Genomic DNA, 24333 nt, shown 5'->3' with positions numbered 1-24333 from the left:
ATTATTAATCAAGGAGGAAAATGAACAAAAAATATAAATATCTAATCTTAAGTAGTATTGTTATAGGGAGCTTAATTACAGCTACCATACCTATTAGTTGAATTCATAAGAAATCAATTAATTTCAATACTAATAAAACAAATAAAACAATAAGCAAGGAGTATTTTAAAAATGAAATATTAAAACTAGAAAGTAAGACAATTAATGTCGAACAGCTAAACAATAAAATAGTAAGTATAAACGAAGAAAACACAATAAATAACGAGAAATTAAATCTAAATATTCAAAGCCAAAATAAAATTGATGAAAAAAATAAGAATATAACAATTTTAGAAATTAATAACAATAAATTATTAAACTCATTTGAAAACATAGAGACACTAATTAAAAACAAAATATATTTAAATAATGAAATATATAAAATAAATATCAATTACAATTCAACAAATGAAATTAATAAAAATTTAATAGATGAAATTAATAATGAATTAAAAGGAATATTAATAATTTTTAACGATCAGTTAAAATACAATTTAGATGAAATTGGAAAAATTGAACTCGAAGATAAGCAAGAATATATAGAAACTTATAAGTCAATTGAAGAGCTAAACAACGATCTTATAAATAAAATTGATAATAATTATTTTGAAGGTGAAATTAATAATTATAAATTGTATATTGATGAATACTATAGTAACTTATTTAACTTTAAGAATATTATTGACTCAAAATTTGAAATTGAAAAAAGTTTAAATATAATTGATTCAAATTTATTAAGAAATCAAAAATACCTGATTGAAGATAAAAATGAAACTAATAGTGCTTTAATTAATATTCTAGAGCAAGAAACACAAATAGTAAATGAGTTTTATGCTGCATGAAAACAAGAAGTTTCAAATCTTATAAATAAAGTTAAAAATATCAGTAAAATTGATTTAAAAATTTTAAATATATACAATGAAGTTCTTGTTAAAATTTTTAATCAAAACATAGATTCAAATATAAATTTATTTGAATATATAAAAACTAAAATTGCAATAACATCTAATACAGATGTTTTTAACAAAAATATACAAGTACTAAAAAATATAAAAAATGAAGTAAATGATTTTTATGAAGCAAGCAATAAAAATAATCTTGAAAAATACATCTTTATAAATAATAAATCTATATCTACTTTAAATAATGTAAGCGATATGATACTTGGTGTTATCGATCAAATTAGTGAAAGGTTCGATATTGCTAATAATAAAATTAATGAAATCATAGAAAAGAATGATTCAATTAAAATTGAACTAAACAACTACAACACTAAATTAATAGAACAAAGAAACAAAGTTAAGTCATTAAATAATAAAATTGAACAAAATGAATTTCTTATCTCAAAAAATAATCAGAACATATTATCTAATGAAGACAATGATAAAAATATAATACTTATACAAAATAACAAATTATTAAAAAGTGAAAATGAAGAAAATTTATTACAAGTCAACAAGATAAACACTGAAATTTACAATCTAGAAAATAAAATTAATAGTCTAATAAATAAATTAAATGATAATAATAATTTTATAAATGAAATTTCAGTAAAAATAAGTAAGCTACAATTAAATACAAACCTAATTAAGAATGTCCATAAAGAAAATAGAGTATTACATAATAGATCAACTGAAATAATACAATTATTATCTTTAAACATTCAAGATAAAGATAAAATAATAGAAAAATTAAATTCAGAAATTAAAAAAATTGAAAATAAAAATAATGAATATAAAATTACTATTGAAGATCTAAAGGAATTGAATGAAATTAGTAAAAACAACATAAAAAACAAGCAAGCAGAAATAAATAGTTTAAATGATAATTTAACTTCTAAGAACGAAATAATTTCCAATAACGAGATGGAAATTAATAATTTAAATACAATAATAAATAATAATCGAATTGAAATAGAAAGTTTAAATAGTGTTATCGTAAATAATCAAAATATAATCGAATCATTGAACAATAATATACACGAATTAAGTCAAAGATTAAAAGAAGAACAAAACGAGAATAAAATAAATAGAGAACGAATAACTATTTTAAGTAATCAAATAACAAAAATGACTAATGATATTGAAAAATTAAACAAAGAAAATGAAGAAAAACAAAATGAAATAATAGTTTTAACAAGTAACAATAACGACTTAAACAATAAATTGGTAGTTATGACTCAAGAAAATGAAAGAATAAAACTAGAACTAGAAGACGCTAGACAAAACATTAGTAATTTAACAAATAATCTATTAGAAACCACAGCAAAATACGAAAAAGAGAAAGATAAATATCAAGCACTACTGGAAGTCGTTGCACAAAAAGATAAAGAAATTGATGGCTATAAAATATTAATAAAAAATTATAATTCTGAAATACAAAGTAAAGATCAAATTATTTCACAATTAACCGAAAATAACTTAAAAAATAATCAAACTATAGAAGCTCTACAAGAACAAAAAAATAAAATGAATGAAGAATTAAATTCAAAAATTGAAGAATTAAAACAATCAAAAAGAACAATAGATGAACTAACTCAAAGAATTAGACAAATAGAAATAATAAGTGGTCAAAAACAAGAAAGAATAAACACATTAAACACTTTAATTAATGAATCTAAATTAGGTCTACAAAACTCATTAAAATTATTGAAAGATATGGTCAGAAAATCTAAAGAAGCAAAATGAATTGATTCAAACGTTAATTATAATGGTTACGGAATTAGTTTCCCTGTTGAAGTTGCCGATGCAGAAAAAACTAGAAAACTAATTAAAAATAATTTAACAGAAATAGAAAGTGTTATTACTTCATACGAAAATTTAATAATGTCTATTATTCAAAAAATGTCAATTTAATATAAAAAAAGTAAAGCATCAAACTTTACTTTTTAAATTATTATTTAACCATACTTGCAACTTCAGAAGCGAAATCTGATTGTACTTTTTCAATACCTTCACCAACTTCGAATCTGTATGTTTGAACTAATTTTGAATCAGTTGTGTTTAAGTATTTTTCAACTGATAATGAATCATCAATAACATATGCTTGTTTTTCTAAAACAAATTCTGAAAGTTGTTTATCTAATCAACCTTCAACGATTTTTTCTTGAATTTTTTCTGGTTTATTTTCAAATCCTGCAGGTTTTGTGAATCCTGCTTTTACTGACTCTAAACGATCATTTGGAATATTTTCAACTTTATCGAATTCAGGGTTTAATGCAGATACGTGCATTGATATATTTCTAGCCACTTCAGAATTTTTACCGTTTAATACAGTAACTGCAGCAATTTGGCTATTTGCGTGAACGTAAATACCTAAAACTTCATTTTCTTGAGCTTCAACTGTTAAAACTCTACGTAATGAAATTTTTTCACCAATAACTGCTGTAGCATTTAATAATTCTTGTTCAACTGTTAAATCGTTTTCTAATTTAACATTTAAAGATTCTTCAAGTGTTGTTACTTTAGCTTCGTATAAAGCTGACGCAACTTTATTTAATAAGCTTAAGAATTTTTCGTTTTGAGCAACGAAATCTGTTTCTGAGTTAATTTCAACTAAAATAGCTCTTTTTTCGTCACCTGCAACAGTAACAGCTCCTTCAGCAGCAACTCTACCAGCTTTTTTAGCAGCTTTAACGATTCCATTTTCTTTTAATCAATCAATAGCAGCTTCAATATCGTAATTTGTTGCTTCTAAAGCTTTTTTAACATCACCGAATGGTGAGTTAGTTCTTGCTCTTAATTCTTTGATTAATTCCATTTTGTTTACTGACATATAATAACCCCTTTTTATTAATTATTTTCTACTTGTTTTTTTGTTTCTCTTACTTCATTGTTTGAAGTATTTTTTGGTTGAAATTCTGGTAAAACAACTTTTTCATCATCTTGGTAAGCGAATAATTGTTGTCCACCTTTTGCTTTAGCAATAGCATCAGCTAATACTGTAATGATAAGTGTAATTGATTTTGCTGAATCATCATTTGCTGGGATTCCGAAATCAACTAAATCTGGATTAGCGTTTGAGTCAAGTATTGAAATAACTTTTAATCCTTTTCTCTTAGCTTCTTTAACAGCGATTTCATCTTGAATTGGATCAGCTACTATCATAACATTTGGTAAACGTTTCATTGAACGAATCCCGTTTAAGTTTTTGTGTAATTTTTCTAATTCTTTTGTGAAGTTTAAAGCTTCTTTCTTTGTGTAACCTTTGAAATTATCTGCTGCTTTAGCTTCTAATTCTTCCATTTTTTGTACACGTTTCATAATTGTTTCATTATTTGTAAGAGTTCCACCTAATCATCTTTCTGTTACATATAATGAGTTTGTTCTTTCAGCAGCTGCTTTAATAGCGTCTTTAGCTTGTTTTTTTGTACCAACAAAAATAAATTGTGCGTTTTTAGCTGCTAATGAATTTACTAATGAGTAAGCGAATTCTAAATATTTTTGTGTTTTGAAGATGTCAATAATGTGAGCACCTCTATTTTTTCTATTAGGAACAAGGTATTCTTTCATTTTTGGATTTCATGCGTATGTTTTGTGTCCAAAGTAAGCACCAGCTTCTAATAATTTTGTTCTTGAAACAATTGGCATTTTTGTTTCTTTAACTTCTTTTGTGTTGTTTTCAACTTTTTTGTTTTCTGTCATTTTAAATTTCCTTTTTAGTTTGTTTTTTATCGTAACGATTTCGAACACCTAGCACCTCTAATTATTTAGGCACACCCAAGTGAATCCATCGTTATTCTTTACTTTTTTGATTAAATTATTAACTATTAATATAATCTTTTATTATTTTATCATTTTTGACATAAAATTGAAATTTATTTTATATATAAATTATTAAAAAATAAAAAAATTAGCTTTTTTATAAAAACTAACCTATTTTAATATTAAAAATGATTTATAAGGAACACCTACATCAAATGTCATATTTTCAAATTTTTCAAAATCTGTTTGTGTTCTATTTTGTCTATTTTTATTAAATAAAAACTCTATATATTCATTACCTATAGATACCGAACGAACAAAACTTGAGTTAATATCTTGAGGTAAAAATGTATAACTTGGAGATAATATTTTTATTTTACCTTGTGATTCTGTTATTTTTATTACTGTTCTTTTTTTAGTTAAAAATATTACTTTTTCATCGTTATTTTCTTCATTTATCATAGCTGAACTCGAAAAGTTAGTTAATGAAGAATTTAACTTAATATCCTTATTTGGTATTTGAATATGAGAGTGGGTTTTTGAAAAAGTTTCTTGTGGAACAATACCTAAAACGTGAATATATAATTTTGTATGTTTCCCTTTTTCTGTATCGGGGAATAAAAATCAACCATTATTTTCGGAAGTTTTAGGGTAAGATTTTGCATAGAAATTTGTTAGATTTGCTATAAATGTAACTCAATTTGATGATAAAAATTCAGATGATTTTTGTTCATCGAATTGAACTTTCATATATTCTTCTTTAAATTCATTTCAATCTAATTGTTTTTCTACTGAATTTAAATTAATATTGAAAAGTTTTGCAATTTCTTTAACATCTTTACTGTTTTTTGCTTCATTAAAATTAACTTTAGATTCTTCGCTACTTGAACTAGAATTACTTGATTGGTTTGAACAAGAAAAAGCAACCATAGGTAATGATGATAAACTTGCTAAATAAAATATTTTTTTTATGTTTTTAAAATTCATATGTATCTCCATATATTACTAATTAGTAATATTATACGTAATTTTTATTTTTTCGGATAAAAATAATGATATAAAAGAAATAAAAAAATATAGCCTTCTGGGGCGATCGACGGGATTCGAACCCGCGAATGACGGGACCACAACCCGCTGTGTTAGCCACTTCACCACGATCGCCATATTTGACTATATGTAGAATTATTATAATATATTTTTATAAAAGCAAAAGAAAATATTATAATAATTTTACAAGGAGTGAAAATGAAGAATGAAGAAAAATTTATAAAAAAAATGTATGAAGTTTTTATAATGATAATTAAAGTCACTTTTGTAGGTTTTGGTGGAGGTAATGCTCTACTACCAATAGTTAAAAAAGAAGTTGTCGATAAAAGAAAATGATTGGAAAAAACTGAATTTGATGACCTTGTCATTGTCACAAATATGATACCAGGAGCATCCGTTATAGAAACTTTATCTTATATTGCTGTTAAAAGGTTAGGTAAATTTTGAGGTACAATTGTTACTTTATTCGCCATCTTACCGCATGTTTTAATGGCATTTGGATTTTTATTATTATTTAGCCTTATTAATGATAAATATATAAAAATAATTTCTGTAGGTGTATTAGTTTCTATAATAGCATTTCTAATAAGATTCGCAGAAAGATATATTAAGCAATCAAATCAAGCCTTACCAAAAATAATATGAATTCCAGCATTTTTATTCACAGCATGCTATTGTTTATTTATACCTTCGCCGTATAATATACCTTTTGTTGCTATTATATGCGTATCATTAGTTTATTTTATAGTTAAATATTTTAAAACTAAAGGAGCAAAATAATGATAGCACTATTAGTTTCAATACCACTATTAATTTTAGTTTCATTAATTGTTTTTGGTGGTGGCCAGGTATTCATGCCTATCTTTAGTTGAATGTGAAATTTATTAAATTCTGCTTTTGGTTCTAATATTAATGATGATACAATCAATAAAATATTTACAGTTTCAAACACAACACCTGGTGTTGTATCTACTAAATTTGCTTTTTTCACTGGTTATTTAGTAGCTAACGGTGAATGATGAGGATACCTAGCAATTTTCTTAACTTATTTAGTATTCTGCTTACCAGCAATTATCATGGTTTTATTAGCGATGAAATACATAAGCAAGTTTAGAACTAATACATTTACAAAAAACTTAATGACAATTATGAAGCCTATTGTTTCAGGAATAATTATTAGTTTAGCAATTCAATTATTTATCGGAGTGTTCGCACCTGAAATTACATTCAACAAAGGTGTTGATAAATATGCAATGTTGAATAGTAAAAATATTTTCATAGGTTATAAAAATATATTACTGAAGATTTTTGTTCCAGTGGGTATATTATATTCATATTGACTAGCTAAGAAAAACTATTCTCTGTTTTGAATAATTATAATTAACGTATCAATATCATTTATTATTTTTGGAATACCTACATTATTAGGCAAATAAAAAGTAACGATAGTTTATTTATCGTTACTTTTTAAATCATGATTTAATTAAACTATTTTAATTAAAATATCCTTAGAGTAGCTTTCACCTTTTAAGTGATCTCTTTCAACATGAATTACTTCTATTTTTTCATTACCTTGTGTATGAATTCCATGTTTTTGACCTCTACGAAATCCTTTAATTAATCCTTCTAATTCATCAAGTGTGTTTGCTTTCGCGATAACTTCTCCACTTGAGATTAATTTTGCTTTATATTTGTACATTTTTACCTCCGATAATATTAAAACTATACATATATATTTAACTTTATTATAGAACATATATATACTGATTTTTATAACTTTCTGTAATTAAAAGGGAAACTTGATACATAAGCAATATTTTTTTCATATTTATGGAATAAACTTTTTATTTCTCAAAAAAAGTTGTATAAGTCGAATTAAAAAATACCATCTCTTATATTAATGGTATTTCATAAAATCCTATTTTTCTTTTTTGTTTTCTTTGTCTTTATCAAATAATTCAGAAGCTAACGACATAGTACCTGCTAATGAAGTTAGATTTGAAGGTAAGAAAATTTTTGTCGCCTTACCATTAGCAATTTCTTTTAATTGCTCAATTGCTTTTAGTGTTAAAATTTGATTATTTAAATTAGTTTCATTAATTAAGTCAATCGCTTTCTTTTTACCTTCAGCTTCTAAAATTTCAGTTGCTTTTTTAGCTTCAGCTTTAAGAATTTGGGATTGTTTTTCAGCTTCTGCTTGTAATATTTTAGCTTCCTTTTGACCTTCAGCAATTAAGATTGATGATGCTTTAGAACCTTCAGCTTCTAATATATTAGCTCTTTTTTCTCTTTCTGCACGCATTTGTTTTTCCATTGCGTTTTGAATGTCAGTTGGCGGAATTATGTTTTTAATTTCGACACGGTGTACTTTAATTCCTCAAGAATCAGATGCTTCATCTAAGATTATTGTTAATTTAGAATTAATTGTATCCCTTGATGTTAAAGTTTCATCTAACTCTAATTCACCAAGCAAGTTTCTTAATGTAGTTGCAGAAAGATTTTCAATTGCTTTCATTGAATTTTCAGCACCATAAATAAATAATTTTGGATCAGTTATTTTTAAATAAACAACTGTATCCACTTTAATTGTTGCATTATCCTTAGTTATAATGTCTTGTTCAGGGAAGTCTAACACCTTTTCTTTATAGTTTTCACTAGCTACCACTCTATCGATGAACGGAATTATAAAGTTAATACCATTTTCTAATGTTTTATTATATTTTCCTAAACGTTCAACAATAGCAAATTTAGTCTGTGGAATAACTTTTATCGATGATATCGCTATAATAATTAAAAGCAATAAAAAAATAACTGCAAAAATAATTCCAATAATTTTTCCTACCATATTTCTCCTTTAAAATTTAAATCGTTGTATTAAATTAATACTAACAAAAAAATTTTATCATTTTATATTGATATTTTTATGGAACACCATCATATATTTCATATTTTGAATAAAAATAAAACTATATGCTTATTATTTTTCTAAATTTCTTTAAAATTAATTATAAGAATTAAAAAATAAGTTTTATTAATTAAAAATTAATAAACGAAAGAGGAAACGTGATATCAAAAAACAACTTAAATATAATTTTAAACTCGACCCAGTTCGATGTTGAGCCTAGTAAAGGATTATCCGTTCTTCCTTTATGAGCTAAAATAATTTTAATGATTGCGTTAGTTTTACTTTCATTGATGATGATTTTCTTTCATAGGAATTCGAAATTAAAAATAACTTCTTTCAAAGAAAAACAACTAGAACAATATATTAAAGATAACCCTAGACAAAAAAACATTAAATATGAATCTACAGGTATGTACTTACCAGCTTGACAAAGAGCTAAATACAACTTCCCTTTATTCATGTCAGTAGTATTTTTAAGTGTAGCAATAGTAATATTGATTTTAACAATTAAAGGTTAAAGTATAGAAAAATTCTCGCACTAATTTGCGAGAATTTTTATTTTTATCTAACTACTGTTCCGACCATTTCTGATGTTGTTAGAGCTTTTGTTTTTCCTTCAATAAGACTAAACTTATTTAAAGTACTTTCTTGTAATACGATAACAACTACATCAGATAAGTATCCGTGTTTTTGAACTAGACCTAAGTCAACTGAAGCTAATTTATCTCCTGCGTTAACTTTTTGTCCCATTTTTACATGTGATTTGAAACCTTCACCATTTAATTTAACAGTATCAATTCCAATGTGTACTAGAATTTTAACACCATCTTTTGTTTCGATACCATACGCATGTTTAGAATCAAATAACGAAACAATTGTACCTTTAACTGGTGAATAAACATTTCCAACTTTTTCAGCGTCAAATCTAACTACGAATCCATCTCCCATTAATTTTTCTGAGAATACTCCGTCTTTAAGAGATTCTAAAGGTAAAATTTCACCTTTAGCAACTGTTTTGATTTTAACTGATTTTCTATCAAGTGCGCTTGCATCTACTAATTCATCATTAGTTTGATTTACAACTGGTGTAGTTACAACATTATTTGCCGCAAGTTCTTGAGTTGAAACGTTATTTTCTTTGTGTGCTTGTTCTCATTCAGCAATTAAATTTCTTTGTGATTTAATTTTTGAGTTAACTTGTTCAGCTGATGGACCTAAAATAGCTTGAACGTGTGTTTGACCTTCGAATTTAACCCCAAAAGCACCTGCTTGTTTAAGTAAACCTTCATTAACTTTAGATGTGTCTTTAACATCATATCTAAGTCTTGAAGCACAGTTATTAAATGCTTTAATGTTTTCTAGACCACCAAATGCTTGAACTAATGCTAAAGCTTGTTGGTCGATATTTTCAAATTTTGCATTTGAAGAATTTGTTTCTTGTTGTTTTTTACTTAAAAAGTCTTTTTTAGTAAATAGTTTTGTATTTCCACCACGTCCTGGTGTAGCTAAGTCTGCTTTTTTGATTCAGAAGTAGAATACAAGGAAGTAAATTGGTGCATATCCTAAACCTAAAACAAGTACGTAGTAGAATTGTGTTCCTTTAGCAACTGGAATAATTCCGTAAAGTGTTAAGTCTAAAATTCCACCTGAGAATACCATAGGAATGTGAACTCCTAATAAGTTTGCAAACATAAATGATGTAGCTATTGTGAATGCGTGGAAACCTCAGAATAATAGAGGTGATAAGAATAAGAATGTAAATTCAATTGGTTCTGTAACCCCTGTTACTAATGAAGTGAATGCTGCTGGTAATACTGTACCTGCTGCTACTTTTCTATTTTCTTTTGGTGCTGCAAAAATCATGGCAACAGCTGCTGCTGGTAAACCAAACATCATAACTGCAAATTTACCATCGGCAAATCTACCAATTTTAATACCTAAATCCTCTGCAACAAATTGGAATATAGGTTTATTAAATTTAAGAACTTCTCCACTTGCTTTTGTAATTGAATAATCAACAGCATTGAAGTTAAACTCTAATAAGTTAACGGCTGCAGTTGAATCACCTTTAAACTTGTCTGGGTTTTCTGTAACTGTTTTAATTAAAGCTTTTAAAGTAGCTCCTGCTTCAAGAGTATCACCTGCATTTGCAATACCCTCTTGTCATACGTTTAATGACTCACTAACGCTACCACCAGCACTAGAATATCATAGTGGAGCGTAAAATACGTGGTGTAGACCAAATGGTATTAATGATCTTTCGAAGTACCCGAAGATTAATGATTCAATACCATATGGAACTTTTTGTAATGCGTTCCCGAATGAGTTTAATGCAACCCCCACTCATGGTCAAAATAATAAGAATAACATCGCTAATGCAAATGACGCTGGTATTGTTATTATTGAAACGAATCTCTTACCACCAAAGAATGATAAGAATTTTGGTAGTTGAATTACATGGAATCTATTGTATAGATATTGTACTGTAAGACCCACTGCAATACCACCAAAAACAGATGTTTGTAATGATGTAACACCTAAAGTTGAACCAACTAATTTTTTAAGTGTTTCAGGATTACGTCCACCCTGTGTGAATAAAATTTTGTATCCAACAAGTTCTGTACCTGTTTTAACTTTTTCACCATTGTTTAGAATAAATTCTTTTGTTGTAGGATCCATTAAGAATACATCCTTTTCAACAGGTGTAATAAATACGGCCTGGATGGCTAAGAAAACCATATAACCAATTATGGTCGCAAATACACCTACACCAGCTTCATCGGTAAATGCTATTACGAATGCTGATGCAAATAATAACGGTAATGCTGCGAAGACTGGACTACCCAACGCGCTAATAGCATTACCGAAAGTCTGTAGTGCAGAACCATCTGCACCCTGGCCACTAATCGCAGCCCCAACCCCTAAGAATAAACCAGCGATTGACATAATAGAAATAGGTAACATAAATGCACCTGAAATTTTAGACAAAATTTTACGTAATTTGCTAGAATCACTATTATTCATTTTCTGTTTTTTCTCAGAAGTTGCTCTTTTTCTGAAAATTGCTTTCATTATTTCCTTTCTTAAAATAAAGAGTTACAAATATTTTCATATTTGTGTAAAAATCCCAAAATTTGATAAATAAAAATCAATAAAGTGTAAATTTGAACTTTATTTAGATAAATTAATAAAATCGTTTTATAATCTTATAATTAACTAAGTATTTTTTCGCTTAATGCGATTATATTGCGTTTTTGTTATTTGTTATTTATTTTCCTCTTGGTATAAAGAATTATATAATAACTTTTAAACACATAATTAAAAAATATTAATTTATCACAATAATAACCACTTTTGCACTACAAATTAAAAATTCTTATTTTTTATTTTATAAATTTATTTAAAATTAAATATGATAAATAAATAAGGAACAAATGAATTTTTATAAAGAAATAGACAAAAAAATAAGCAATTTAAATAATGAAGTGAAAATTTTGTTGGTTGATAACGATCCGATAATCAATGAAACACTTGATTTTTTTAAAAATCATCCAAAAATTAAATTATTTAAATATGCCGATATTAAAAACAAATACAAAAATGCCCTTTTAGATAAAAAGGATTTCTATTATGAACTAAGAAAAGGTAAAGAATCACACGAAGTAGTTAATTCTACGTTTGATAAATATGATGAGTTATATTCAAGTTTAATTTTACTTAAAAAAGGTTATTTTCACGGAGTAGTCGGTGGACTTTCATATACTAGCGCCGATTTTATTAGAGCAACATTAAAAATAATAGGATTAGCACCTAATACTGAAAGATTGTCATCTTTAATGTTTTTAGTTAAAGATGACAATACTCTTTTTTTTAGTGATCCTTCTGTTAATATTGATATAAATGAAAAAACCTTATACAACATAGGGAAAAATCATATTGATTTTTTAGAAAAACTAAATATAAAAAGTAATCTAGCTTTCTTAAGTTTTTCAACTTATGGTAGTGTTCAAAATGAACAAACAAATAAAATCAGAGAAGTAGCTAAATTATTACAAGATCAAATTGAAAATCGTAAAGTGATTGGAGAAGTTCAATTTGATGCCGCTTTTGATAAAGAAGTTCGTTATAAAAAAACAAAAGATAACAATTTATATAATATTGATTTTACGTCTTTTGTTTTTCCGGATCTTAATTCCGCTAACATTGGATATAAACTGGTTCAATATTTAGCTAAATATGATGCATTCGGTCCTATATTATTAGGTTTAAATCAACCTGCAAACGATTTATCTAGAGGTGCTAAAATTAAGGATATAATTTATACAATTTACATTACAGTATTACAAATTGGAGATAAAAATGAATAAAATAATAGCAGTAAACCCGGGAAGTAGTTCAATAAAAATAAGTATTTTTGAAAAAAATACTTTTAAATTAATTGCAAACGGTTTAGCAGAGAGAATCGGACTAAGTGATGGAGCTATAACAATTAAAACAGATAACCAAAAAGAAACATTACAGATGGTCTTAAAAAATCATGACGATGCAGTTGAAGGAATTTATCAGCTTATGCAAAGCATGAATTTAGTTAAAAACAAAGAAGAAATTGAATATATTGGTTTTAGAATTGTTCAAGGTGGTAAATATTTTAATTCAACAACAAAATTAAGTGAAAAAGAAATTAAAATCATTGATGATATTTCAATTTATGCACCATTACATAATCCTGCTGCAATTAAAACAATTAAGGGATTTCAAAAAATGTTTCCAAAATCAAAGCTTACAGCAGATTTTGATACAGCATTCCACACAACAATAGATAAAGTTAATTACACTTATCCACTCCCAAAAGAAATTAGCGAAAAATATAATATTAAAAAATATGGAGCACACGGAATTTCACACCAATTTATAACTTTAAAACTAAAAGAAATATTGAACAAAGATAAGGTTAACTTCGTTAATGTTCACTTAGGAAATGGTGCAAGTCTTTGTGCTATTAAAGATAATAAATCGATCGATACTTCAATGGGTTTAACTCCATTAGCAGGAATTATGATGGGTACTCGTTCAGGAGATATCGATCCTTCAATACATGAATTCTTAATTAAAGAATCAGGTTTAACAATTAGTGAATTAACAGAAATTTTAAACAAAAAAAGTGGTATGCTAGGAGTTTCAGGAATTTCTAGTGATATGAGAGACATACAAAAAGAAATTAAATTAAATAACCCAGACGCTATTTTTGCTTTTGAATTATATGCACAAAAGGTAGTTGATTATTTAGTTAATTATTTAAATAAAGTAGGACCAAAAGTTGATGCTATTGTATTTACTGCTGGAATAGGTGAAAACAATAGCACATTAAGAAAGTTAATTTTATCTAAAGTTAATATTAAAAACATAATTATTGACGATCAATTAAATGAATCTCAAATAGATGAATACAAATTAATTTCTAGTCAAGATTCTGAAATTAAAGTGTTTGTTATAAGAACAAACGAAGAATTACTAATAGCACAAAATGTAGTAAAAATCTATGAATCATAAAGCTATATACGCAGGGTCGTTTAATCCTTTTCACGACGGTCACAAATCTATTTTAGAAAAATCAGCAGTTCTTTTCGATACCGTTTACTTGGTTGTTGCTCAAAATCCAGATAAAGAAAAAAATGATATAATTAAAAACATAAATAATATAAAAAAACAAATCATAAATTTAGAAAACGTTGTAATTATCAATGGAGAAAATAAACTAACTGCAAACATTGCAAAAGAGTTAGATGTAAAATATTTAATTAGATCCATCAGAAATACAAATGATTTAGAATATGAGTTAGATTTAGCTTCTGGTAATAAAATTTTAAATAATAACTTAGAAACAGTTTTCATTTTACCTGATGAACAGTATAAAAATTATTCTTCATCATTGATTAAATCTCTAAAAGAAAAGGAAAAAGATGTTTAAATTTGTAAAATCATCCAACAAACCCGAAAATTGATATGAACATAACAATAATGAAATTGCGTTTTGAGGTCGCTCTAACGTAGGTAAAAGTAGTTTAATAAATAGTATTGTAGATAATAAAAAATTAGCTAGAGTTTCAAAAACTCCAGGTAGAACACAAATGTTAAATTTCTTTGAAAATGAATTTGGTGCAGTTTTTGTAGATTTACCAGGATACGGTTACGCTAGACTTTCAAAAGAAAAAATTGATCAAATGATGAAAATGATTGAAGAGTTTTTAATAGAAAGAAAAAATTTAATTAAAATTTACTTATTAATAGACTCAAGACATAGTATCACTAAGAATGATGAAAATGTTATTGAATTTTTAAATAGAATTGGCCTTAGATATACTTTAGTATTCACAAAAGCTGATAAATTAAAACAAAAAGATAAAAGCAGCTTGCTTAAAAGCATTAAATTAAATAGAGATAAATTTAAATTTGATAATTATTTTATAGTTTCATCAGAGGCTAAAACAGGAATAGATCAATTAATATCGGATATAAACCAAACATTCGAGGAAGGAAATAATGAGTAAAAAATTAAAAGTAATTTTTGGAGCTTTCGTGATTGGAGCATCAATCGCTGGTATAACCGGAGCTTTAGTAGCAAGTAAAAGTAACCAAATTTCAGAAAAAGAACAATTACATTCATTTAATTTCGGAACATTTAATTCTGAAATTAAAAAAAGTTACGCAAGTGCTTACGCTTCAAATCCAGTTATCAAAACTACAAATAATGTAGACGCAAATAATGAATATTGAAAAAAACTTTTCAAAGTAAAGAAAATACCAACAAGTGCAGAATTAGAGAAAAAAGATTTTTACCTTCTTGGTAAAAGAGGAGAATTAATAAATATTTTTGATAAAAAATACAATGTTTATTTTAATTCTTATGCAAACGATTTAGAAGGTAAATTATTCTTAGTTGTGAGCTTATACTTAAAAAATACATCACCAGCAAAATTATATGATAAGGTTGTTTTAGAAGTTGACGGATTTAAAACAATGAATTTTGAAAATATCAAAAACTATGTTGGTTTTTCAAATGAAAGCTCTATAGAAATTAATGAATCATCATTGAATAAGTACGATGATTTTGAATCATTAAAAACTGAATATAAAAATATTGAAAATAATATTCAGAAAAAAGAAGAGTTTATTAGAAGTTTATTCAATGGTTTAGATACTAACAAAGCCTCAAAAATAGATTTTGAAAAAACTAATCTTGAATTCAAAGATCAAAATATTGTGGTTTTAAAAACATCTCTAAAAGCTAGAATAAATTTAGCTCAAAAAGATGCATTATTAAAAATTGATTCACCTTCCGATACTAGTTTTGAAAACATTGATTTATCTGATAAAGAGTTTACAATTAGTAAATTTAACTAAAAACATTGATTTTCATTTAAAAAAATGCACTTTTTGCATTTTTTTTATAAATTTTAAAAATATTGGTGTATTATTATTGAGACAAATAACAGATAAAGAAGGTTAATAAAATGATTGATAAAGCAGTTAATTTTTTAAAATTTTATAGTGAGAAACATAAAGTTGGATATGGAATATTTTTATGGTTTTTTATAATATTTGCATACTTAATTTTTATAACTAATTGAGGTTTTGCAGGAGCACTAAACGGTCAAGGTTATGTTGAAGGTGGTGATAACTTTGGAATATTAGCACACTTTAAGATAGTCAAAGATAAATCCTTTGACTTTATGACGCAAGCAACTAACTGGGGTGTAACACTTGGTAGAGGTATAGGTTCAGTTGTTGTAGCTTTATTATTAGTTAAACTTTTCCACAAGAAAACAACAATAGTAGCTATTTCGCTTACATTATTCGGTATACCAGCACAATATTTACCACATTCAAGTGGTTATTATGCTTTATTTTTAATAATGCGTACTTTAATGGCAATCGGTGGAACAATGACAATTATATTAACTCAACCGGTTATAGCTAGTTTCTTTAATAAAAAACAAAAATCTGTTTTATCATCATTTGGTATTCTTACTTATCCACTCGGAACAATAATTGCTATTTTACCTTTTGTAACTACAAATATAGAAGGAGCAAAAGCAATTGTAAGAAATTGACAATTAATATTAACTATTCTAAGTTCACTTAATTTAATTCCGTTAGTTGTAATGATAATATTTGGACTAAAATTTGATGTGCCTAAAAAAACTGAGATAACATACGCTAAAAAAGAAGAAAACGGTTTTAGAATATTATGAAAATACTTAAAAACTAAAGAAACATACTCATGAGTTCTACTTTTTGGTGGATGATTAAGCGCCTCAGTTTTCCCGGTTATATTCACAACAAAAATGTTCCAAGATATCTCAGGGGTAACCGGATTTACTAAAACTTTAAAAATATGAGTAATAATTTACTTATCAGCAGTATTTATCGGACCAATCACAGTAGGAGCTTATTCAAAATATAATATAAAAAGAAAATGATATATTGCACTATTGTTAACTTTAGGAATTTTATTCTACGTTTTATCATTAGTGATCTTCAAAACATCAGTAACAAATGAACACACAGCTGGTTATATATTCTTTTATCTATTCGGATTTATTTCCGGATTATTACTATGAGGTATTCAAGGTGTTATTTTAAATCTTCCACACGAATACAAGAATAATAATGTTAGAAAAATGTGTTGAATGTTCTCTCTAATTTGAGGGTTAGGTTATATTATATTTACATTATTTACAATTATAATTTCATTAATTCCAATTATAGGAAATTCACTTGGATATAATAATACATTAGTGTATGCAATAATTGGTTTTGTCGTCATAATACTAGTGTCCTTAACTTCTATAATAGGTATATTTATGTTAAAAGAACCATCAGAAGATGCACAAACATTACCAAATTGATGTGTTAGATTAATTCAAACATTCAATAATAAAGAAGAAAAACAAAAATAAAAAATGATTATATTTAAAAACCCCTAAATTCGAATTTAGGGGTTTTTACATTTATTTTTAATTATGTCCTTGTTCTTTTAACCTGTTTTTTACTGCGTTATAGAAATTAATTAAATCTAATTCTTGTTCTTCTAATGTTTTATTAGTATCAAAGGCAAAGTTTTGAGATATTTGTTGGAAAATAGGATCAGTTTTCATATCTTTTGTTATTAGTGATTTTCTACCAATTCTATTTGAGAAAACAGAAAGCATAACTTCGTATGCTATATCATCAATCATAGCATCAAATAATTTAGTTCCTTCTTCTGTATAAATTTGATAAGGATTCTTTTGAGAGTATTGAACTAAATTAACATTTGATCTTAATTTGTCCATTCTATTAATATGTGTTTGTCATTTATCATCTAAAACACTAATAATTGTTTCTCTAACAATAGCATCAATAGTTTCTATATCTGAGTAATTTAATGCATTCTTAGTTCATTCTTCGTAAACGTTTAAAATAATATTTGAAACATATTCTGTAAGATCTGTTTCGTGAATAGAACTTATTTTATCTAAATTAAAATTAAATTCTACCAATTTACCTATATTTTCGTTTAAAAAGTTAACAAGTGCTTCGTAATTATATGTATGATTATGTAATTTATATTCTCTATTTTTAACTATAGATCTAGCTGATGAAGTAATCATACCACGCATAACTTTTTGTATATTAGGAGTAACTAATATTAAATCTCTTTGTGAATAAATTAAATCTCTTTGTTGACGAATAACATCATCATAATTTAAAACTGATTTTCTTGAGTCGTAGTTAAATCCTTCAATTTTCTTTTGAGCATGATTGAAGGCAAATTTTAAGTTTTTAGAAGTAATTTCTTTACCTTTAGAATCTGCATATGCTTCAATTAAAGAGTCATAACTTGCAAACCTTTTCATCAATTGATCATCTAATGAAACGAAAAATTTACTTGTACCAACATCACCTTGACGACCTGAACGACCCCTAAGCTGATTATCTATCCTTCTAGAAGTTGCTTTATCAGTTCCTAAAACATATAAACCACCTAAAGCAATAGCTTCTTGAGAAGGCTTAATGTCAGTTCCACGACCAGCCATGTTTGTTGCTATTGTGACAGATTTTACTTGTCCTGCTTTCGAAATAATATCAGCTTCACTTGCGTTTTGTTTAGCATTTAAAACGGTATGAGGAATACCTTTTTGTAATAATAATTTATGTAATAATTCGGACTCTTCGATTTGAGCTGTACCAACTAAAACCGGTTGTCCTTTTTCGTATAATTCTTTAATTTTTAAGACGACAGCATCTCATTTATCCATGTAATGTGAAAATATTGAATCGGGTTCATCAATACGAGCAATTGGTTTATTTGTAGGAACAACATTAACTCTCATATTATAAATGTCTATAAATTCTTGTTCTTCTGTTTTACCTGTACCTGTCATTCCACAAAGTTTTTTAAACATCCTGAAAAAGTTTTGATATGTTATTGTTGCTTGTGTTTTTGTTTCTGGTTCGACTTCTACTTGTTCTTTCGCTTGAATTGCTTGTTGTAATCCTTCAGAATAACTACGACCATCCATTATACGTCCAGTAAATGCATCAACAAGTTCAATTTTTCCTTCTCTAATTATGTATTCAACATCGATACGCATAACTTTATGTGCTCTAAGTGCATTTTGTATTAAATGAATATTTTCTGAATTTTCAATATTATAAATGTTATCTGTTTGATAGAATTTATTAGCTTTTGCAATACCAGAATGAGTAAGTGCTATCGCTTTACTTTCTTCATCGATAATGTAATCTTCAGAACCTAATGTTCTTACAAATTGATCAGCTGCAAAATAACTATTTTCATCTGTTTCACCACCTGAAATTATTAAAGGTGTTTGCGCCTCATCAATTAAAATAGAATCCACCTCATCGATTAAACAAAATTGTAAACCTCTTTGAACTTTTTCTCCAAGAGTTTTAACCATATTATCTCTTAAATAATCAAAACCTAATTCAGAGTGAACAGAGTAAGTAATATCACAAGCATATGCCTTACGTTTGTTATAAGGATCCATTTGAGCTTTATTTATTCCAACTGTTAATCCAAGAAATTCAAAAACAACACCCATTTCTTTTGCGTCACGTTCTGTTAAATATTCATTAACAGTCGAAACTATTGCACCTTTACCTAAAAGTGCATTTAAATAAACCGGAGCAATAGATGTTATAGTTTTTCCTTCACCAGTTTTCATCTCAGCAACAGAACCTAAATCTAGTAAAATACCACCTAAGATTTGAACATCGTAAGGTCTTTTTCCTAAAACTCTTTTTGTAGCTTCTCTAGCAACTGCGAATACATCATTTCTAATGTCGTCTAAAGTATATCCTTGCGCTAATAAGTCTTTAAAAAATTGAGTTTTTGATTTTAATTCTTCGTCTGTGAATTTTGAAACTATTTTTTCTAGTTTATTAATTTTTTTAAGAGCTGATTCAGCAATTCTCATTTCAGTTGTCTTAAAATCTAATAATTGTGATAAATTCTTCATATTATTTAAATTATACTTTTTTTTATTTAATTAATAAATAAAAGTTAATAACTAAAAGTTATAAAATTGTGTATTGATCACTACTTGAACTTTTAATGTCATCATCTCACTTAAAAGTCGTTAATTTATCTTTAATTTCACCCTTTTTACTAAATGCGGTCCTGAAGAAACCTAGAACAGTTGCTAATGAATTTATAAAAAGTGGAATACCTGCAATTAAAGAAGTAAAAGCAAATCCGGGTTTAATATTACCCATTTTATCTTGTTCAATTTCTTTCAACTGATTTAATATCATTTTTCCTCCTTTCCATAATATATGTGCGGTTTTTAAGTTTATCGAACTAAAAAAATAAAAAAATAGCGTTTTTACGCTATTCAACATAATTTGTATTAAACTTACCAATAATTTTTCTTTCATCAGTAATTGAAATTCAAATATGTGGATCAATGAATTTTAAGTCATGAATTAAGTTTGGGGACTCTAATATTAATATTGATGTAGTAATCTTAACACCTTGTTTACCTGTGTATCCAGATTTGAATCTTTCAATTCTGTAAGAGTGTCAGTAATCAATAAGTTTGAAATAACCTAATATTTTATCAGGTGTATTACTTACGATTGAAAGTGTTACTTTTTTGTATTTAGGATACATTAAATCAACAACATAGTTAATTACAAAAACATAAATAAAAGTAGAAATCTCTCTAACTCCAAAAATTACTTTGTGTTTCTTACCATCTGCATCTGCAACTACATTAGGTTGTATAAATGCAAAAATAACAAGAAATACAATCGCAGTTACATAACCAATGATACTTAATGTAAAACCAATATTTTTCTTTGATTTCATTGAAAAATAATAACCAATAATATCAGTTCCACCAGTAGAACCACCAGCTTTTCATGAAAGTGAAATACCAATACCGATTAATGCGGCACCAATAATTGTATAAAGTAAATTTGACGGATCATTATCATGCACTCCTGTTAAATTTACTTTTGCAGTTAAAACAAATTTTTCATTAAAAAAATTCTTAACAGGTACTTGGTCAAAAATAGTTGTTTGAACTAATATTTGAAATACCATAAATAAAATTGTTAAGGCTAAAAAAGATCTTTTTATCCTTCGACCAAATATTAAGAATAAAGGAACATTTATTCCTAAATATATTAGTGAAAAATATTTTTTTGTTGAAGGGATGATATAGTTAATTAAAGTAGGGATACCGGTAACACCTGAAGGTATAGTTTGTGCACGGCTTAAAAAAACATATATACCTAGATTAAACACAAAAGCTGCAAGTAAAATTGTTAGCACTCTTCATCAATATCTTTGAACTAAAATTTTTAAATCAATCTTAACTTTTTTATTATTTTTAAGGTAGATACCCATTTTAAATTTTAGTTTTTCTTTTTCAGTCTCAATCGCTTCATCATTATTAACAAGAAGTATATCTTGGTTTTGGGTAGTTTCTTGTTTGAAAAATGCTGATTTATATTTTTGAATCTTTTTAAAATCAAGAGTTTTTTTCTTTAAATCAGGAACTAAATTATTTTCATTATTAGTTGTCTTTTTATTATTCATAATAATAATTGTAATACATTTTTAAAAAACTAAATTATTTTTTATTTTATATATTTATGCATAAATAATGTATTATTAATATGAAATTTGCCATAAAAATAGACATTTTCACCAAAAAATGAGGTATTTTTCATTTTTATCGGTTTTTATGCATATTTTGTGGCATTGTTTTCATGTTTTTTTTAACCAATTTAAGTATTTTAACTATTAAAATGTTTAAATAAAGAAAAATGAAAACGGCCAAAAAAGGCTAATTTATAAAACAAAACAAACAAAAAAACGAGGTAACATTATGAAAATAAAAGGAATTGGTGCATCAAATGGTATTGCTATAGCTGAAGTTTTTAAAATCGAAGAACTTCCTGTAGAAATAACAACTAGTACAGACGATGTAGAAAAAGAAATTAAATCATACGAAAACGCAAGAAATGTTGTCTTAGAAAAGCTTAACAAAACTAAAGAGTTAGCTACTAACGACGAACACAAAGCAATTTTTGATGCACATATGGGATTTGTTTTAGATCCTGTGGCAATCGAAACAATTAACAATAAAATAAAAGATGAAAAAATTAGTGCAGAATACGCAATAAAAACATTTTACAATGAATTTGCAGCTATTTTTGAAAACATGGACGATGAATACATGAGAGAAAGAGCCGCTGACATTAAAGACGTACTAAAAAAATTACTATACGTAATTAATGGTATTGAAGAACCAGATTTATTAAGCATTGATAAAGAAGTTATTATTGTTGCTGAAGATCTAAGTCCTTCACAAACAGTGCAATTAAACAAAAAATATGTAAAAGGATTTGTAACTAATATCGGTGGTCCTACATCACATACAGCTATTATGGCACGTAGTTTAGGAATTCCTTCAGTTGTTGGAACAAACACAATAATGAACAATGTTAAAAATGGTGACACTGTTGCATTAAACGGTGCAAAGGGTGAAGTTATTGTTAATCCTAACGATGAAGAGTTAAATCAATATAAAGTACTTCAAGGTGAATACGAAGATTACCTTAGAAGAATTAAAGAACTTAAAGGTAAAGAATCAAAAACAAATGATGGACATCATGTAGAATTAGCAGCAAATATTGGTACACCAAAAGATTTAGATGCTGTTTTAGATAACGATTCTGAAGCTGTTGGTTTATTCCGTTCAGAATTCTTATACATGGACAATGATCACTGACCTACTGAAGAAGAACAATTCGCAGCTTATAAAGAAGTTGTAGAACGTATGAACGGAAAAAGAGTTGTTATTAGAACACTTGATATCGGTGGTGATAAAACTCTTAAATACTTTAAATTCCCAGAAGAAATGAACCCATTTTTAGGATATCGTGCAATTAGATTTTGTTTACAAAATCCAGATATCTTCAAAACACAACTTCGTGCTCTAGTAAGAGCAAGTGAATTTGGTAAAGTAGCTATTATGTTCCCAATGATCACAAACGTAAAAGAGTTTTTAGAAGCTAAAGCAGTATTTAACGAAGCTTACGATGAAGTAAAAGCTAAATATCCAAACGTTAAAGATAAAGACCAAATTGAAGTTGGTTTAATGATGGAAACACCTGCAGCAGCTATACTTTCAGATAAATTCGCCGAACACGCAGACTTTGTTTCAATCGGTACAAATGACTTAATCCAATACTCAATGGCAGCTGATAGAATGAACGAAAACATTTCATACTTATATCAACCACTTAACCCATCTATTTTAAGACTTGTTAAACATGTTATTGATGGAGCACACAAACACGGAAAATGAGCTGGTATGTGTGGTGAAATGGCCGGTGATAAAAGAGCAGTTCCATTATTAGTGGGACTTGGATTAGACGAATTCTCAATGAGTGCATCAAACGTATTACCAACAAGAGAATTAGTTAATAAATTAAGTTACTCTGAAATGAAAGAATTAGCAAACAAAGCAGTTGAATTATCAACAGAAGCAGAAGTTTTAGAATTATTAAACAAATCAATGTAATAAAAAATAGAGATTTATGTCAAAAATCTCTATTTTTAATTTGCCTAAAACATATTATATATAGGCTCAAAAATCTAAAATTGATAAATAATAATCAAGTCTTTGATTTAAGTATTTTGCAAACAAATCAGTCATTGTGGATATATTATTTTTTAAATAATATCCATCAAAAGCATAGTAATATTTATCTCTATCAGTGAATTTAATATCCATTGGAGGGCAACCTGATTTCATAAGTTCTAAATTTACTAATAGCCTCACAGTTCGTCCGTTTCCGTCTATAAATGAGTGAATTTGTTCAAATTCTATATGAAATCTAGTTAATTTAATAATTATGTATTCCTTACTATTTTTATAGTTTTCAAGTAATTGTTCCATTTTAGGAATAATTAAATATGGTTGAACATGTTGCACTTTTGCACCCATAATTGTAACTGGAAGTTTTCTGCAAACGCCCCTATCTCGCTTTTTATCTTCTAAAACAAGATAATGAATTTTTAACTATATTTTCAGATAACTCCACCTTATCATTCAC

21 protein-coding genes and 1 tRNA gene are annotated in these 24333 nt (G+C 26.6%); 11 read left to right on the top strand and 11 right to left on the bottom strand.

Annotated elements, in window-relative coordinates:
- Positions 1-20: 20 nt before the first annotated feature.
- Positions 21-2894 carry a hypothetical protein gene (locus HTZ87_RS00955; RefSeq protein WP_174892700.1) on the top strand — a complete coding sequence of 958 codons (2874 nt, stop codon included), beginning with the start codon at positions 21-23 and terminating at the stop codon, positions 2892-2894.
- Positions 2895-2934: 40 nt separating this feature from the next.
- Here HTZ87_RS00955 and tsf read toward each other — a convergent pair whose 3' ends face one another.
- The 4 genes from tsf to HTZ87_RS00935 form a co-directional block, all read right to left on the bottom strand.
- The gene (tsf, locus tag HTZ87_RS00950; RefSeq protein ID WP_174892699.1) at positions 2935-3813 is read right to left on the bottom strand and encodes a translation elongation factor Ts; all 879 of its coding nucleotides are present in this window, start codon (positions 3811-3813) and stop codon (positions 2935-2937) included.
- Between the two features lie 17 nt (positions 3814-3830).
- Complete coding sequence (gene rpsB / locus HTZ87_RS00945) at positions 3831-4682, bottom strand: 30S ribosomal protein S2 (protein ID WP_174892698.1); 852 nt, start codon at positions 4680-4682, stop codon at positions 3831-3833.
- A 231-nt stretch (positions 4683-4913) separates the two neighbouring features.
- Positions 4914-5729: a hypothetical protein gene (locus HTZ87_RS00940; RefSeq protein ID WP_174892697.1), complete on the bottom strand. Its 816-nt coding sequence runs from the start codon at positions 5727-5729 to the stop codon at positions 4914-4916.
- A gap of 98 nt (positions 5730-5827) precedes the next feature.
- Positions 5828-5903 (bottom strand) — tRNA-His (locus HTZ87_RS00935).
- A gap of 84 nt (positions 5904-5987) precedes the next feature.
- Between HTZ87_RS00935 and HTZ87_RS00930 the strand changes: the two genes are divergently transcribed.
- Both HTZ87_RS00930 and HTZ87_RS00925 read left to right on the top strand, forming a co-directional pair.
- Positions 5988-6569: a chromate transporter gene (locus tag HTZ87_RS00930; protein ID WP_254616021.1), complete on the top strand. Its 582-nt coding sequence runs from the start codon at positions 5988-5990 to the stop codon at positions 6567-6569.
- Complete coding sequence (locus HTZ87_RS00925; RefSeq protein WP_371813980.1) at positions 6569-7225, top strand: chromate transporter; 657 nt, start codon at positions 6569-6571, stop codon at positions 7223-7225. The genes HTZ87_RS00930 and HTZ87_RS00925 overlap by 1 nt, the downstream gene beginning before the upstream one ends.
- Before the next feature lie 47 nt (positions 7226-7272).
- Here the strand turns inward: HTZ87_RS00925 and HTZ87_RS00920 are convergent, their stop codons facing one another.
- Positions 7273-7488 (bottom strand): MAG6790 family protein, encoded by a 216-nt coding sequence (locus HTZ87_RS00920; protein WP_174892696.1) that lies wholly within the window; start codon positions 7486-7488, stop codon positions 7273-7275.
- 219 nt (positions 7489-7707) lie between these two features.
- On the bottom strand, positions 7708-8634 hold the full coding sequence (locus HTZ87_RS00915; RefSeq protein ID WP_174892695.1) for an SPFH domain-containing protein: 927 nt from the start codon (positions 8632-8634) through the stop codon (positions 7708-7710).
- A gap of 218 nt (positions 8635-8852) precedes the next feature.
- Here HTZ87_RS00915 and HTZ87_RS00910 point away from each other — a divergent pair, with 218 nt between their 5' ends.
- On the top strand, positions 8853-9212 hold the full coding sequence (locus tag HTZ87_RS00910; protein ID WP_174892694.1) for a hypothetical protein: 360 nt from the start codon (positions 8853-8855) through the stop codon (positions 9210-9212).
- 43 nt (positions 9213-9255) lie between these two features.
- Here the strand turns inward: HTZ87_RS00910 and HTZ87_RS00905 are convergent, their stop codons facing one another.
- The gene (locus tag HTZ87_RS00905) at positions 9256-11766 is read right to left on the bottom strand and encodes a PTS transporter subunit IIABC (protein ID WP_174892693.1); all 2511 of its coding nucleotides are present in this window, start codon (positions 11764-11766) and stop codon (positions 9256-9258) included.
- Between the two features lie 362 nt (positions 11767-12128).
- On the opposite strand from HTZ87_RS00905, the gene HTZ87_RS00900 reads away from it, so the two are divergent.
- The 6 genes from HTZ87_RS00900 to HTZ87_RS00875 all read left to right on the top strand — a co-directional run bounded on the left by HTZ87_RS00900 (position 12129) and on the right by HTZ87_RS00875 (position 17654).
- The gene (locus HTZ87_RS00900; RefSeq protein WP_174892692.1) at positions 12129-13061 is read left to right on the top strand and encodes a phosphate acyltransferase; all 933 of its coding nucleotides are present in this window, start codon (positions 12129-12131) and stop codon (positions 13059-13061) included.
- Positions 13054-14244 carry an acetate/propionate family kinase gene (locus HTZ87_RS00895; RefSeq protein WP_174892691.1) on the top strand — a complete coding sequence of 397 codons (1191 nt, stop codon included), beginning with the start codon at positions 13054-13056 and terminating at the stop codon, positions 14242-14244. The genes HTZ87_RS00900 and HTZ87_RS00895 overlap by 8 nt, the downstream gene beginning before the upstream one ends.
- On the top strand, positions 14234-14662 hold the full coding sequence (gene coaD, locus HTZ87_RS00890; RefSeq protein WP_174892690.1) for a pantetheine-phosphate adenylyltransferase: 429 nt from the start codon (positions 14234-14236) through the stop codon (positions 14660-14662). The genes HTZ87_RS00895 and coaD overlap by 11 nt, the downstream gene beginning before the upstream one ends.
- A complete protein-coding gene (yihA, locus tag HTZ87_RS00885) occupies positions 14655-15242 on the top strand; it encodes a ribosome biogenesis GTP-binding protein YihA/YsxC (RefSeq protein WP_174892689.1) in 588 nt (195 codons plus the stop codon). The genes coaD and yihA overlap by 8 nt, the downstream gene beginning before the upstream one ends.
- On the top strand, positions 15235-16095 hold the full coding sequence (locus HTZ87_RS00880) for an MAG1430 family protein (protein WP_174892688.1): 861 nt from the start codon (positions 15235-15237) through the stop codon (positions 16093-16095). The genes yihA and HTZ87_RS00880 overlap by 8 nt, the downstream gene beginning before the upstream one ends.
- A 110-nt stretch (positions 16096-16205) precedes the next feature.
- On the top strand, positions 16206-17654 hold the full coding sequence (locus HTZ87_RS00875) for a hexose phosphate transporter (RefSeq protein ID WP_174892687.1): 1449 nt from the start codon (positions 16206-16208) through the stop codon (positions 17652-17654).
- A gap of 57 nt (positions 17655-17711) precedes the next feature.
- Here HTZ87_RS00875 and secA read toward each other — a convergent pair whose 3' ends face one another.
- The 3 genes from secA to HTZ87_RS00860 all read right to left on the bottom strand — a co-directional run bounded on the left by secA (position 17712) and on the right by HTZ87_RS00860 (position 21805).
- Positions 17712-20219 (bottom strand): preprotein translocase subunit SecA, encoded by a 2508-nt coding sequence (gene secA, locus HTZ87_RS00870; protein ID WP_174892686.1) that lies wholly within the window; start codon positions 20217-20219, stop codon positions 17712-17714.
- Between the two features lie 58 nt (positions 20220-20277).
- Complete coding sequence (locus tag HTZ87_RS00865; RefSeq protein WP_174892685.1) at positions 20278-20514, bottom strand: hypothetical protein; 237 nt, start codon at positions 20512-20514, stop codon at positions 20278-20280.
- 76 nt (positions 20515-20590) lie between these two features.
- Positions 20591-21805, bottom strand: a complete 1215-nt coding sequence (locus HTZ87_RS00860) for a YitT family protein (RefSeq protein ID WP_254616020.1) — start codon at positions 21803-21805, stop codon at positions 20591-20593.
- Between the two features lie 292 nt (positions 21806-22097).
- On the opposite strand from HTZ87_RS00860, the gene ptsP reads away from it, so the two are divergent.
- Positions 22098-23798, top strand: a complete 1701-nt coding sequence (ptsP, locus tag HTZ87_RS00855) for a phosphoenolpyruvate--protein phosphotransferase (RefSeq protein ID WP_174892684.1) — start codon at positions 22098-22100, stop codon at positions 23796-23798.
- Positions 23799-23852: 54 nt separating this feature from the next.
- Here the strand turns inward: ptsP and HTZ87_RS00850 are convergent, their stop codons facing one another.
- On the bottom strand, positions 23853-24293 hold the full coding sequence (locus HTZ87_RS00850) for a Fic family protein (protein WP_371813985.1): 441 nt from the start codon (positions 24291-24293) through the stop codon (positions 23853-23855).
- Between the last annotated feature and the right edge of the window lie 40 nt (positions 24294-24333).

This window comes from Mycoplasma sp. OR1901 (genome assembly GCF_013348745.1).
Lineage (GTDB): Bacteria > Bacillota_I > Bacilli_A > Mycoplasmatales > Metamycoplasmataceae > Mycoplasmopsis.
The sequence above is the reverse complement of the archived record's forward strand: the minus strand, read 5'-3'. Positions and strand labels throughout refer to the sequence as shown.